We start from the raw sequence: 13,814 nt of genomic DNA on the forward strand, positions 1-13,814 counted from the left end.
GGAGCACAGGCAGTGCTACCCCTGATCGACGGCAAGGTCATCGACATCACCGGGCCGGGTCGCACCGACCGGTTCGGGGTCACCGCCACCGATCTCGGTGCGTCGGTCATCGCGCCCAACGGCAAGCTCGTATCCGTCTTCGGCGACACGTTCTCCGGAAGCCGTGTCGGGCAGGGCGACTGGCGTTCGCCGGTCGTGCTGATCGGCACGGGCGACGCCAACCACGAGATCGTCTACGAATCCGCCGGGGGAGCAGACCCGACCTACGCGCGGCAGTTATGGCACTACATTCACGACGACAAGAAGTCCGGCTGGCGACGCGGCGGCATCAGCACCGTGATCCCGTCGGATCTGCTGCGGGTGGGTGACTCCCTGTACCTGCATGCGATCGTCAACCACGGTTTCGGCACGGTCATCTGGACCGAGATCTGGCGTTCCGACGACAGCGGGGTGTCGTGGAGCCACCTCGGTGAGGAAGCGAAGTTCCCCGCCGATCTACATGACGGCCACGCTCAATGCTGGTCCTGGGACTTCGATCCGCACGACGGCTGGGTGTACGTGGTAGCGACGGGGTTTCAGCGCGACAAGGGCATCATCCTCATGCGGGTGCGGCCCGACCACATCGGCCGACGGTCGCAATACGCCGGCTGGGGCTTCACCGGCGGACGCTGGCAGTGGGGGCGGCGGGCCACGCCCATCACCCCGCCGGGCGAGACCTGGGGTGAACTGACCTTCCGCCGCACCGCGCCGGGCCGATGGGTCCTGGGCGGATTCCTGTCGTCGTCGTATGCGTTGGGCTACCGGGTGGTGTCCTCTCCGATGGCCAACATGCACACCACGCCCGTGCAGACCCCCGTCGTCGGATCGTCATGGGAAGGCGAGGACCACGCCGGCAACAAAGTCGCCCAACTCTACGGCGGTTACCTGCTGCCGGGTTCCCGCTTCGGTGTTGCCGGAGGCGCCGGGCTCGTCGTCTCCCAGTGGCGAACCGATACCGGATGGCCTTACCGGGCAATGCAATTCAAGGCCCGGCTGAAAGACACCTCGCACACACCGCGCGCGCTCGACCCGGTCAACCTGTGACCGTCAGGCGGTGAACCCGCCGTCGACGTTCCAATTCGCGCCGGTGACATAGCCGGACTCCGGACCGGCCAAAAAGCTCACCACGGCGGCGATGTCGCTGGTATGCCCGTAGCGACCCAGGGCGGTGGTTTCCTTCACCACAGTGGCGAAATCACCTTCGTCAGGGTTCAGATCGGTGGCGATCGGACCCGGTTGCACATTGTTCACGGTGATGCCTTTGGGCCCGAGCTCGCGGGCCAGGGCGCGGGTCAGAGACGACACCGCCCCCTTGGTCATCGCGTACACAGCCGTGCCGCCCGTCGGGACGCGATCGGCGTTGATGCTGCCGATGTTGATGATCCGTGACCCCTCACCGAGGTGGCGCACCGCAGCGCGGATCGCCGAGTAGACGCCGCCGATGTTGATGGCGACCAGGCGGTCGAACTGATCCTGTGGAAACTCCTCAATCGGAGCCATGTACGCGGTTCCGGCGTTGTTGACCAGCACGTCCAGACCGCCGAGATCCCCGACCGCCTGCTCGACAGCGCCGGCTACCTGTGCCGGGTCACCACTGTCAGCCTGGATAGCGACGACCTTCGCGCCGTCGGCAGTCAACTCGGCGACCAGCTTGTCGGCCTCGACGGCCGAAGCCCCGTAGGTGAACGCCACGGCGGCACCCTCGGCGGCCAGGCGCCGCACGATGCCCGCGCCGATCCCGCGGGAACCTCCCGTCACCAGTGCGCGACGTCCGGTCAAAGTTGGTGTGGTCATGGTGTCGCCCCTCCGCGGGTAGTTCGACGAACGCGAATGATGTTGAGGTCAAAGCTGATCGCGCGATGATGATTCCCGATGTGACCGGTATCACCTATGGTGTGGGCGTGAAGAAACGCGTCGTGGTGTGGGGCACCGGTTTCGTCGGGCAGATGGTGATCGCCGAGATCGTCAAACACCCGTTGTTCGAACTGGTCGGCGTCGGTGTCAGCAACCCGGAGAAGGTGGGTCGCGACGTCGGCGAGATCTGCGCACTCGGTGGGCCCATCGGGATCGCGGCCACCGACGACATCGAGGCGCTCATCGCGCTCAAGCCCGACGCCCTGGTGCACTACGGGCCAACCGCTGCGCACGCCGACGTCAACATCGACGTGATCACCCGTTTCCTGCGGGCCGGTATCGACGTCTGCTCCACCGCGATGACGCCGTGGGTGTGGCCCAAGATGCACCTCAACCCGCCCAACTGGATCGAGCCGATCACCGAGGCGTGCGAGGTCGGCGGGGCTTCGTGCTTCACCACCGGGATAGACCCCGGCTTCGCCAACGATCTCTTCCCGATGACCCTGATGGGCTTGTGCTCAGAGATCCGCCGGGTGCGCGCCTCAGAACTGCTGGACTACACGAACTACACCGGCGACTACGAATTCGAGATGGGCATCGGCAAACCACCCGAGCACCGCGCCCTGCTCGAAACCCCGGACATCCTCATCTTCGCCTGGGGCGCAACGGTTCCGATGATCGCGCACGCGGCCGGCATCGAACTCGACGAGATCACCACCACGTGGGACAAGTGGATCACCCCTGAGGAACGCAAGTCGGCCAAGGGCATCATCGAAGCCGGCAACGTCGCCGCGGTGCGCTTCACGATCAACGGTGTCTACCGCGGCGAGACCCGGATCCAGCTCGAGCACGTCAACCGAATCGGTCTGGACGCCGCACCGGACTGGCCGTCCGGAAACGACAACGATGTCTACCGCGTCGACATCGAGGGCACCCCGAGCATCTCGCAGGAGACGGCGTTCCGGTTCACCGACGGCTCGGGCCGCGATGCCGCCGCCGCGGGCTGCCTGGCCACCGGCCTGCGGGCGCTCAACGCGGTGCCTGCGGTCAATGAACATTTGCCGGGATGGGTAACGCCACTGGATCTACCTCTGATCCCAGGGTTCGGCACGATTCGCTAAGTAACGTCCGCCGCGTCAATCGAGATGGATTACCGGATAGGGTTCCTCTCGAAACGAGGTGAGATGGCAGACGGGATCGGGTTGTCGATTGGATCGACGAACCTCACGGCGGTAGTGGTGGACCGCGCAGCGGTGACGCGGTCGCCGGTACTGACGATCTTCCCGCATCGAGCTCCCGAAGTGGGGGTACCCAGCGAGAATCCCAACCTGAACGAACGCGGTCTGATTCTCACCGACTTCGTCGAGCGGGTGGGGGACCCGGTCGGAATGCTGGCCCCTGACGGTTCGTCGCACCGGGGCGAGGCGGTGCTGGCCGATGCGCTGGCCGCGCTGCTGCGCACGCTGACCGGGGGACGTCCGCCGGCCGATCCGATTGCCGTCACCCATCCCGCCCATTGGCGGCCCAATCAGGTCGCGGCCCTGCGCAACGAACTGGCCGCCGTCGGAGACTTCGGCGATCCGGTGCTTGCGCCCGACGCGAAGGCGGCGCTGGTCGCACTGCAGGACAACCCCGGAGTGCCGACCCGCGGTGTGATCGCGGTGTGCGACTTCGGAGGCAGCGGTACCAGCATCACGCTCGCCGATGCGGACAACGGATACCAGCCGATCGCGCCGACAATTCGTCATCCCGATCTGTCGGGTGACCTGATCGACCAGGGACTGCTCACCCATGTGGCGAACGATTTGTCCGCGGCCGGGACGATCGACCTGGCCAGCACCTCGGCCATCGGCTCACTCGGCAGACTGCGCGCCGAATGCCGGCGCGCCAAGGAGCGGCTGTCCACCGAGTCCGTCACGGCGCTGGTCGCCGAACTGCCCGGGCATCGCAGCGAAGTGCGGTTGAACCGCAACGAGCTCGATGAGGTGATCGCCGAACCGCTGCGCGAGTTCATGTCGGTGCTGCAGGGTGCCATCGATCGGGCCGGGCTGCGCCCCGGTGAGCTCGTGGCGGTAGCCACCACCGGTGGCGGCGCCAGGATCCCGGCGATCACCACAACGCTGTCCGAGTATCTGCGCCTACCGGTGATCACCGCGCCGCGCCCGGAGCTCACCCCGGCCATCGGCGCTGGCCTGACCGCCGTGCGCGGCACCGCCGAAGAGGGCATGACCGCCATGGCCCCGGCGTCAGCGGCCGCTCCGCCGACGCAGGCCGCGGCCCTGATGGCACCGGAACCGCCGCCGGCGTCGCAGGCGTTGGCGTGGTCCGATGCCCAGGACGTTCCCGATGTCGCCCCGGTCGATGACTACCGGGCCGAGGGCTACGGCGACGACTACGGGGCCGATTTCGACACCGGACTGGAACCGGCAGGCGGGCGGACGGCGGCGCGTCCCCAACTTGAGTTCGGCGAGCGCGAACTCACCGAACGCGACGAGATCGCAGCGCGACCGTGGTACCGCCGGCCGCCGGTGATCTTGGGTGCCGGCGCCGCCGCGGTACTCGTGGCCGTGGTGGCGGCGCTGGTGACCATCACCGGCAGCGACGAGCCGACCCGTCCGGCGTCCACCTCCAAAGCGGTCACCTCCACCACGGCGGCCCCCGAGGAACCGGCGCCTGCAGCGCCTGTCGATCAACCCGCCACCGGCCAGGAGGCCGTCACGCGTCAGGCTCCGGTCCCACAGACCGTGACGCAAACCGTGGAGCAGCCCGCCCCGGAAGCTCCGCCGGTGACGGAGAACCCGCCTCCCGCGGAGACGCCGACTCCGACGACCGAGGCGCCGCCCCCGACGACGACCGAAGCCCCGCCGACGACCACACAGGCTCCGACCACCACGAGCCAGGCGCCGACCACGACGCACGCCCCATGGAGTCCCACCGCGCCGTATCCGACGATCCCCGGACTGCCGTGGGTTCCGGCGCCGGGCGGTGGCCACACCGGGGGTTGACGCTAGCGGCTCACCGCTGCCAAGGTCAGGGCTCGAACGATGCTGTGGCGACCCAGGTCGACCTTGAAGGCGTTCTGGGTGAGCGGTTGGGCATCGGCCATCGCGATGGTTGCGGCGGTGTGAAACGCGTCCGCGTCGGGGCGCTGCCCGATGAGGCATGATTCGGCTTCGGGCACTCGCCACGGTTTGGCCGCTACGCCGCCCAAGGTGATCGCAGCGTCGACGATTTCACCGTCCTCGATGCGCAGGCCTGCGGCGACGGAGACGAGCGCGAAGGCATAGCTGTGCCGGTCCCGAACCTTCAAGTACCAACAGTGATCGTTGAAATCCGACGGCGGCAGTTCGATCCCGAGGATCAGCTCGTGCGGTTGCAGCGTGTTGTCGATCTCGGGCGTCTGGCCCGGGAGCGCGAAGAACTGGCCGATCGGAATGCGGCGTCGTCCCGTCGAGTTCTGTACGTGCACGACCGCGTCCAGCATGGCGAAGGCCACCGCCATGTCAGACGGGTGGATCGCCACGCAGTGGTCACTGGCGCCGAAAATGGCGTGCTCACGGTGAAACCCGTTGATTGCGGCGCAACCGCTTCCCGGTTTGCGCTTGTTGCACTCGACGAAGGCGGTCTGCATGAAGTAGGGGCATCGGGTGCGCTGCAACAGATTTCCACCTGCCGTGGCCATGTTGCGCAATTGTGTGGTGGCTCCGCTGAGGATGGCGTGCGACACCACCGGGTAGTGCGTGCGGATGAGGTGGTGGTTGGCCAGCGCGCTGTTGGTGACGCCGGCTTCGATGAACACCCCGCCGGTGTCGGTGGTGGTGATCGACGTCATTCCGAGCCGGCGGAGGTCGATCAAGGACGAGGGTTGCTCAACGCCGGTCTTCATCAGATCGAACAGGTTCGTTCCGCCGGCGAAGTACGTGGCACCGCGCGTGGCCGCGTCGATGGCGTCGTCGACGGATTCGGCGTGGCGAAAGTCGAAGGCCTTCATGCCGGCTCGCTCCGGGCGGCGCTTTCGATGGCTTCGACGATGTTGGCATAGGCCCCGCAGCGGCAGATGTTGCCTGCCATGCGTTCCCGAATCTCTGCCTTCGTCAACTGCGAGCAGCCGGTGAGAACGTCGTTCCTGGTGCCATCGAAGGTCGCCATACTGAGGTCACCGCGCCGGTGCTCGGCCAGCATTGCGTGGGCTGACGATATCTGTCCGGGAGTGCAGTAGCCGCATTGGAATCCATCGCAGGCGAGGAACGCTTGTTGCAGCGGGTGCAGGTTGTCTCCGTCGGCGATTCCTTCGATGGTCAGGACGTCTGATCCGTCGACAGATGCGGCCAGCGTCAGGCAGCTGAGCACGCGCTCGCCGTCGACCGAGACCGTGCAAGCTCCGCAGAGGCCGTGGTCGCACCCCTTTTTGGTGCCCGTCAGATGTAGCCGCTCGCGCAACAGGTCGAGCAGACTGGCGCGCACGTCGACGGTGATGCGCTGAGTTGTCCCGTTGATGCGCAGACGTAGCGCGTATCCGTCAGCCACCGGGGGTTCCGTTCCGGCAGCGTCGATCTCGCGGTTGGTCACGCCCCGACTTTCGCTGGCTGATAGGGCGTCATGAGATCCTCCAGGGTGATCGGTAGGTCGCGCAGACGTTTGCCTGTGGCGTGATGAACGGCATTGGCGATCGCAGCCGGCACGCCGCAGGTGCCGATCTCGCCGATGCCGCGCACGCCGATCGGATCCAGCGCGTAGTCGGGATGCTCGACGAAGGAGATGTCGAATTCGGGGCGATCGGCATGCGTGGGCAGGTAATACTCGCCGATCGGCAGTGCGGATGCCTCGTCGTAGGGAACGTGTTCCATCAGTGCCATGCCGAGGCCGAACGTGATGCCGCCCATCACTTGGCTGCGAGCCAGCTTCGGGTTGAGTACCCGGCCGCAATCCATCACGGCCACCCACCGGACGACACTGGCCCTGCCGATGTCTTCGTCCACCTCGACCTCGCAGAAATGTGCGCCGAATGACTGGATCGCTTGTGTTTCCTGACCACCGTCATCACTGCTGGCCGAGAAGCTCAACTGGTCGCGGTAAGCCGCTGCCGCCGCGGGGCTCAGGGCGGTGATGTCCACGGTCGCTGGGTCGGTGCCGAAGTATGGGGAATTACGGTCGGCGGTCAGGGCGGCGATGAACCGGCGCTTCCATTCGACGCCGGCGGCGAACACGGCGGAGCCCACCGTGGCCGTGGTCTGTGAGGCGCCGCTGTAGGGCGCTGTAGGGAACGACGAATCACCTGACATGAAGCTCACGCGGTCCATCGCGAGGCCGGTGGCGTCGGCGGCGACCTGCGTCATCACGGTACGCACACCGGTGCCGATTTCATGGGTGGCCGAGGAGAAGCGCACGAATCCGTTTCCGTCCGTGTCGACGCGGCATCCGGCCGGCATGCGGCGGCCGGGATAGGTCGCCGTTGCCATTCCCCAACCTATTTGGACTCCACGGCGCCGCATGGCGCGCGGCGCGGCGGGGCGATCTTGCCACCCGAACCGTCGTGCCCCTACCTCATAGCACTGCAACAGATGTTTACCGGACCAGGGTTTCCCGCTGGCCTGGTCGATCTCGGCGTGATTGCGGATACGGAGCTCCAGCGGATCGACTCCGCTGCGCTCGGCGAGTTCGTCGATGGCCACTTCGAGGGCGAACAAGCCCGGGGCTTCACCGGGGCCACGCATGAAGCACGGAGTGGGGGCATTGATCCGGGCTGTGCGGTGCGACACCGCGAGGTGCGGGGAGGTGTAGAGGAACCTGGTGGAAATTCCTGCGGGCTCACAGAAGTGGGCCACGGTGGACGTCTCGGTCACGGTGTGGTGTTCGGTGCTGAGAATCCGGCCATCCTGATCGGCGATCAGGGTCACGTCCTGTTCGGTGCGCGGGCGATGTCCCGTGGAGGTGAACATCTGGTCGCGCGTGAGGACCAGCTTGACGGGTCGGTCGACGGCCCGGCTGGCGACAGCGCACAGGACGACGTGCATCCACAGGAAGCTCTTTGACCCGAACGCGCCACCCACCAACGGCGAAAGGATGCGGATCCGGTCTTCGGGCATTTCCAGATACGCTGCCAGCGTTGACTTTTCGCCTGCAATCCATCTGGTGCTGTCGTAGACGGTCAGGTGATCACCGTCCCACTGCGCGATGGTCGCCGACAGCTCGATCGGATAATGCGCATTCACCGGAGTCGTGTAGCGGGCATCCACACGGTTGGTCGCGGTGCCCTGGCGAGGTGTCTCGCCACGACGGTCCTGCAGTTTCTCGTCTTCGAGTTTCACGAAGTGGTCCGGAAGATAACTCCCGTGGCGGATCTGGCCACCCTTCTCATCCGGGGCAGTCGGCTGCTCGAGCACCGCGCGGGCCGTCATCTGCGCAGGCAACACCTCGTATTCGACGTCGAACTGGGATGCCGCTTCGGTGGCGTTCTCCAGTGAGTCGGCGACCACCACGGCCAGGTGCTGACCGACGTACTGCACAGTCAGGTCAGAAAGCGGCGGGCGTCGCTCCAACGGTAGGTCGAAGGTGAGCTCGCGCGGTAACTGGTGAAGCACAGGGCAATTCAGCGGGGTGAGGACGTGCAGAACACCAGGGGCCCGGCTGACTCGGTCTGCGGCGTGGCGCAGCGATTCTTCGATGACGCGCCCGTGCGGGATCCGAGTCTGCGCCAGCACCGCATAGACCAGGCCGGGGACGACAGTATCGGCGGTGTAGCGAGCCCGTCCGGTCACCTTGTCGACTCCTTCGACACGGCTCACCGGCTCTCCCATGGTGCCTCCATCATGTCTCATCGCTCGAGGTTGCGCATGCCACGCGGGGCTCATGTGAAGGCGCGGCGGTATTGGGGCGGGTAGGGAAGGACGGCGCCAGTACGCCGAGCGGCGTCGCGGACCCAGTTCGGGTTTCGCAGCAGCGCCCGGGCCAGGAAGACGGCATCGGCATCGCCGCCGGAGACGATCGCTTCGGCCTGTTCGGCTTCGGTGATCAACCCGACCGATGCCGTCGGGATGTCCGCCTCGGCTCGCACGCGCTTGGCGAACGGCACCTGGTAGCCCGGAAACACCGGGATCTTTGCGTCGGGGACGGCTCCTCCGGAGGAGACATCGACCAGGTCTACACCCGCCGTCTTCAAGCCGGCAGCCAGCGTGACGGTGTCCTCGACAGTCCAACCCGGGCGCGGGTCGTCGGTGTCACCGGCGAGCCAGTCGGTCGCCGAAACCCGGAAGAACAGCGGCAGGTGGTCGGGCCAGGCGTCCCGCACCGCGCTGGTCACCTCCAAGGCGAACCGCATCCGATTCTCGAGCGTCCCGCCGTACTCGTCGGTGCGCACGTTCGCTTGCGGCGACAGAAACTGGTGAACGAGATAGCCGTGGGCCCCATGGATCTCGAGGACGCGGAACCCCGCCCCGGCGGCCCGGCGGGCCGCGTCGGCGAAGGCCGACACGATGCGGCCGATCTCAGCGCGGCTGAGTTCGGCGGGGGCAGGGTGGCGGCCGAAGGCTATCGGGCTGGGGCCCACCGTCGTCCAGGGCGCAGGTTGGCGGGCAGGGTCGGGCCATGGCCGGCCGGTGGAACCCTTCCGGCCGGCGTGCACTAATTGGATTCCGGGGATGGCGCCCAGGCCGGAGATGAAACCGGTCAATCGCCGAAATCCGCGCACCTGGGCGTCGTTCCACAACCCGAGGTCGTAGATGCTGCTGCGGCCGGCCGGGTCGACGGCGGTGGCCTCGACCATCGCCAGCGCGACCCCGCCGATCGCGCGTGCACCGAGATGTTGCAGGTGCCAATCGGTGGGGGTGCCGGCCTCGGGTCCGTCGACGACCGCCGAGAACTGCATCATCGGCGACATCCACGCCCGGTGGGCGAACGTGACATCGCGCAGGGTCAGGGGACTGAACAGACCGGGCATCAGTTCATCCCCAGAAACGCTCGCGCCGCTCGCGCCAATGCGAACTCGTCGGGGCCGTGTTTGACCGCGAACCGTACGGGTTCGGCCTCGGCCATGTCGAACGGGTAGTCACTGCCGCACACGACCTTGTCTTCCCCGGCAATCTCGCAGAGCAGCTCGAGCTGGGGTGCGTCATGGGTGACCGTGTCGAAGTAGAGGTCCCGGATCACCGCGGAGGGCAGCCGGGTGCATCCCGCTCGCACGTCGGCGCGGGCGCGCCAGCCGTGATCCCAGCGGCCGAGCAATCCCGGGGCGCAGCCACCGCCGTGGAGGAAGCAGATGCGCAGGGCCGGCAGCTCATCCTTGAGTCCGCTGAGGATGAGATTCGCGACGGCGGTTGCGGTTTCGACGGGGTTCCCGATGAGATTGGCCAGGTAGTAGTCGGCCCATTCCGGTCGCCCGATCTGCATGGGGTGGACCAGTACCGAAAGGTCGAGGCGGGCCGCCTCGGTAACGATGTGCCGCAGCATCCCGTGGTGCAGCGTTCCACCGTCGACCACTGGAGGGATGGCGACCCCGGCGATGCCGTCGGCGTCACGCAGGGCGGTGAGCTGATGGGTCACCAACTCCGGTGTGCCCAGGCTGACGATGCCCAGGCCCAGCAGCTTTCCGTCCGCGCGGCTCACGACATCGGTCAGCGACGTGTTGAAGGCCCGGGCGTAGTCGGCGCCTGCCGCGTCGTCGGTGAGCGGAAAGGCGAACGGTGGCGCTGAGAGCACCCGCACCGCGACCCCGGCACGTGCCATGTCCTCGATGATGGCGGCCTCGTCGCTCATCGCCTCGGTGGCGATCGACAACGGCAGGTCTCCGAGATACAGCTGGCCTCCGCGATCGTTCATCGGTCCGTACGGTGCGCCGGCCGGCAACCCGAACAGATCGCGCGGGAGCCAATGGGCGTGGACATCGATGACGCCCTGCGGGTGGGTGCCGGCGCTCATCGTGCGATGTCCAACGCGGTGTTGTCGCTGTCCAGGTGCTCGACGGTGGTGAAGACCAGCTCGGAGTCCCCGATGTTCTCGATGTCGTGCAACAGGAATTCGCCTGGCCCGAAATGGAAGTGGCGGGTCTCGCCGGCGTGGTAGGAGACCTCACGGACGGAGCCGTCGTGGGTGTGCTGGCGGCTGCGGCCGGCATTGATCGTGGTCCAGAAGTAATCGAGAACGTGGCGGTGCGCATGCCAGCGCTCACCGGGCGCCAACCGGATTTCCCACACCCGCACGCGCGAATCCTCGCTGAGCAGACGGGATCCGACGTGGCCGTCGAATGCGTGCTCGGCGAACTCCGTCTTGAGCCAGTCGGGCCAGCTTTCGAAGTCGGTGGCCACCAATTCACCGGCCAGCGGCAGGTCGGTCAGGTAGTTGTCTTCGTTCATCGTCGAGTTCCTCTCGTAGTGAAGGGTTTCAGTGTCCGGGCCCATACAGGCCGAATCGCAGATCCGGATCGCCGGGCGTCCAGGTGTTGCGGAACTGGGAGCGTTCGCCCATGTCGACGACTCGGCGTAGGAGCGTGTCGCTGAGCTGCAGCTGAGCCGGCTCCCACTTCGACAGAGCTGAGGTGATGTCGCCCGGTGAAGTGGACAAGGCGTCGGCCAGGGCCCAGGCGTCCGCGGCGGCCTTGGCGGTTCCCGCCGCCGCGTGTGGCCGCGAGGCACACGCGGCATCTCCGATCAGCGCGGCCCGGCCGAGCGCCATCCGCGAGGACCGCACGTCCGACAACACCTGCAGATAGGGCTGGGCGGTCGCGGCGACCACCTCGGCTACTGCGGGGGCCAACTGCCGGCCGGCCGCCGCGCGCAGTTCGGTGACGAAGCGGTCCTGCACCTGTCCGGGGTGCACGGACACCGATCCGGTGAATCCCCGCTTGTCGGTGAGCAGTTCAGTGAGCTCGGGGCCGGCCGAAACGTTGCGGTACCAGACGTAGTTCATCAGACGGTCGGCTTCGTCGAGGCTGTCCTCGCCGGGTATCGGGTACATGGTGATGTGGGAATTCGGGATAACGGTGTAGGTGATGGCGTCGCTGAGGGTTTCGCGTGTCTGCGCACTGAGTTCTGACAGCGCAACAGTGCCCCGCCAGCCGACATATCCCGAATAGGCGAGTTTGGCGTCAGGGTCGAAGGATTCGCGTGCCGGCGAGCTGATGCCGTCGGCGAACACCACGAGGTCGGCGCGGGCTGTTCTTCCGCTGACGAACCGCACGGTCACCGTGTCGGCATCCTGGTCGAAGCCGCAGGCGAACTCGCCGTAGTGGTAGTGCTCGGTGCCGAAGTCGGCAAGCAGAGCCCGGTAGAACGTGCCCCACGAAGTGTAGGTCCATACCGCGCGTTCGCGGTGGATGACCGCTCCGCTGGGGTCGAGGTACTGCACGTAGTCGGTGGCGGTGTGCAGGTCGGCCAGCTTCTGGTGGCTGCGTTCGGCGAACCAGCGCACGGTATCGGGTTGCAGGACGATGCCGCTGCCGCGGCCGTCCAGGGGAACCGGGGTGCGTTCGTAGACGTCGACGTGGAATCCCAGGTCGCGCAACAGCAGGGCCGTCGTCAGCCCTCCGATGGATCCTCCGACAACGATCGCCGACGCATTGGCGTATTCGGTCATGACGCGCTCTTTTCGCTCAATGGAATGTCTTGGACGGCGTTGTGGTCGACCGGCATTGGTTCCCCGCGGGTTTCGCGCGCGAAAGCAAGACCGATGACGGCGATCAGGCCGATTGCAGATACCGATGCCGTGGCGATGCCGAGGTTTCCGCCGAACCACGAGGCGGCGATCACCCCTGCGGTGAACGGCCCCAGCGCGGTGATGTAGCGGCCGACGCTGTTGCAGATCGCCAGTGCGGTGGCGCGCACACTGGGCGGGAAGAGTTCTGGGCCGTAGATGAAGGTGCCCGACAGTGCGCCGAACAAGCCGAAGCCCAGAAGAGGCATGGCCACCAGCATCTCGGTGTAGCTGCGGTCGAACGGGAACGCCCAGGCGATCGCGGCGGCCGAGACTACGAAGCTGATCAGGAAGGCTTTCTTCCGTCCGATAGCGTCAGCCACGAAACCCCATGCGGCATAACCGATGATGCCGCCTGCATTGAACAGCATGGCCGCCACCGCGACCCGGTGGTCGGCTACGGCCCGTCCCAGGCCGTCGGCCATGGTCATCTCCCGGATGATCTGCGGGTACCAGGTCGATACGCTCCAGAATGAGATGAGCGCTCCGGTGGCCAGCGCGGTGCACACCAGCATCGGGTGCAGCAGCGGGGGAGTGAAGAGGCGCCGCAGCACGAATCGATCGTGGTCATGGTTTCGGCCGAGTGCTTTTCGTTCCCGTCGGGCCTGCAGATGGGCGCCGATCTCGGGCGGCTCGGGTACGTAGCGGCGGATGAACCAGACGACCAGGGCCGGGAGGCCGGCGAGCAGCATCATGGCGCGCCAGCCGTGGTCGCCGAGCAGTGCGTACGCGGCGGCTGCCATGAAGAACCCGGCGGCGTATCCGGCCATCATGACTCCACCCGCACGGGCGCGGAAGCGGTTGCGCCAGGATTCGGCGATCAGTGCCGCGCCTACCGGGGCCTCGACGCCGGAGCCGAGGCCCGCGATGAAGCGCAGAATGCCGAGTTGCCACCAGGTTTCGGCGAACACGGCCAGAGCACTGAAAACGGCGTAGGTGAGGATGCCGACCGACAACACCCGGGTGCGACCGAAGTAGTCGGCGAGCATCCCGAACAGGATGCCTCCGGTGGCCCAGCCGGTGAGGAAGAGGGCGACGGTCAGCCCGCCGTAGAAACCGATTGCCGCTCCGTCGGTGCCGATTCCGCTGTTGGGAAGCAGTTCGTTCATCGCCGGACCGAGAACGAGGACGTAGAGGCTGCCTGCGAAGCCGTCGAGCCCCCAGCCCAAGGTGGTGCCCGCCAGAACGAGCCATTGTGTCCGGGTGATGTCCTGATGCCAACGTCCTGTGGACATGGA

Annotated in this window: 12 protein-coding genes; 3 read left to right on the forward strand and 9 right to left on the reverse strand. The window is 66.8% G+C overall.

Annotated features, from left to right (window positions below; genetic code table 11):
• Positions 1-12 precede the first annotated feature (12 nt).
• Positions 13-1,083 carry a glycoside hydrolase family 183 protein gene (locus K6L26_RS12925; protein ID WP_221853220.1) on the forward strand — a complete coding sequence of 357 codons (1,071 nt, stop codon included), beginning with the start codon at positions 13-15 and terminating at the stop codon, positions 1,081-1,083.
• Positions 1,084-1,086: 3 nt separating this feature from the next.
• Here K6L26_RS12925 and K6L26_RS12930 read toward each other — a convergent pair whose 3' ends face one another.
• Positions 1,087-1,833, reverse strand: a complete 747-nt coding sequence (locus K6L26_RS12930; protein ID WP_036393757.1) for an SDR family NAD(P)-dependent oxidoreductase — start codon at positions 1,831-1,833, stop codon at positions 1,087-1,089.
• Positions 1,834-1,901: 68 nt separating this feature from the next.
• On the opposite strand from K6L26_RS12930, the gene K6L26_RS12935 reads away from it, so the two are divergent.
• Both K6L26_RS12935 and K6L26_RS12940 read left to right on the forward strand, forming a co-directional pair.
• Positions 1,902-3,014 (forward strand): NAD(P)H-dependent amine dehydrogenase family protein, encoded by a 1,113-nt coding sequence (locus K6L26_RS12935; RefSeq protein ID WP_208862429.1) that lies wholly within the window; start codon positions 1,902-1,904, stop codon positions 3,012-3,014.
• Positions 3,015-3,077: 63 nt separating this feature from the next.
• Positions 3,078-4,898 carry an Hsp70 family protein gene (locus K6L26_RS12940; RefSeq protein ID WP_221853221.1) on the forward strand — a complete coding sequence of 607 codons (1,821 nt, stop codon included), beginning with the start codon at positions 3,078-3,080 and terminating at the stop codon, positions 4,896-4,898.
• 2 nt (positions 4,899-4,900) lie between these two features.
• Here K6L26_RS12940 and K6L26_RS12945 read toward each other — a convergent pair whose 3' ends face one another.
• The 8 genes from K6L26_RS12945 to K6L26_RS12980 are packed head-to-tail and all read right to left on the reverse strand — an operon-like array spanning position 4,901 to position 13,811.
• Positions 4,901-5,884 (reverse strand): FAD binding domain-containing protein, encoded by a 984-nt coding sequence (locus tag K6L26_RS12945; protein ID WP_221853222.1) that lies wholly within the window; start codon positions 5,882-5,884, stop codon positions 4,901-4,903.
• Positions 5,881-6,462, reverse strand: a complete 582-nt coding sequence (locus tag K6L26_RS12950; protein WP_221853223.1) for a (2Fe-2S)-binding protein — start codon at positions 6,460-6,462, stop codon at positions 5,881-5,883. Before K6L26_RS12950 ends, K6L26_RS12945 begins: the two co-directional genes overlap by 4 nt.
• Positions 6,459-8,690 (reverse strand): xanthine dehydrogenase family protein molybdopterin-binding subunit, encoded by a 2,232-nt coding sequence (locus K6L26_RS12955; RefSeq protein ID WP_245008726.1) that lies wholly within the window; start codon positions 8,688-8,690, stop codon positions 6,459-6,461. The genes K6L26_RS12950 and K6L26_RS12955 overlap by 4 nt, the downstream gene beginning before the upstream one ends.
• Positions 8,691-8,740: 50 nt before the next feature.
• Entirely contained in the window at positions 8,741-9,829 is a 1,089-nt protein-coding gene (locus K6L26_RS12960; protein ID WP_085140276.1) for an NADH:flavin oxidoreductase/NADH oxidase, read from the reverse strand.
• The gene (locus K6L26_RS12965) at positions 9,829-10,806 is read right to left on the reverse strand and encodes an amidohydrolase family protein (protein WP_221853225.1); all 978 of its coding nucleotides are present in this window, start codon (positions 10,804-10,806) and stop codon (positions 9,829-9,831) included. Before K6L26_RS12965 ends, K6L26_RS12960 begins: the two co-directional genes overlap by 1 nt.
• Complete coding sequence (locus K6L26_RS12970; RefSeq protein WP_221853226.1) at positions 10,803-11,240, reverse strand: cupin domain-containing protein; 438 nt, start codon at positions 11,238-11,240, stop codon at positions 10,803-10,805. Before K6L26_RS12970 ends, K6L26_RS12965 begins: the two co-directional genes overlap by 4 nt.
• A gap of 28 nt (positions 11,241-11,268) precedes the next feature.
• Complete coding sequence (locus tag K6L26_RS12975) at positions 11,269-12,459, reverse strand: FAD binding domain-containing protein (protein ID WP_221853227.1); 1,191 nt, start codon at positions 12,457-12,459, stop codon at positions 11,269-11,271.
• Complete coding sequence (locus K6L26_RS12980) at positions 12,456-13,811, reverse strand: MFS transporter (RefSeq protein ID WP_221853228.1); 1,356 nt, start codon at positions 13,809-13,811, stop codon at positions 12,456-12,458. Before K6L26_RS12980 ends, K6L26_RS12975 begins: the two co-directional genes overlap by 4 nt.
• Positions 13,812-13,814: the final 3 nt, after the last annotated feature.

This window comes from Mycobacterium farcinogenes (assembly GCF_019739075.1).
GTDB lineage: Bacteria > Actinomycetota > Actinomycetes > Mycobacteriales > Mycobacteriaceae > Mycobacterium > Mycobacterium senegalense.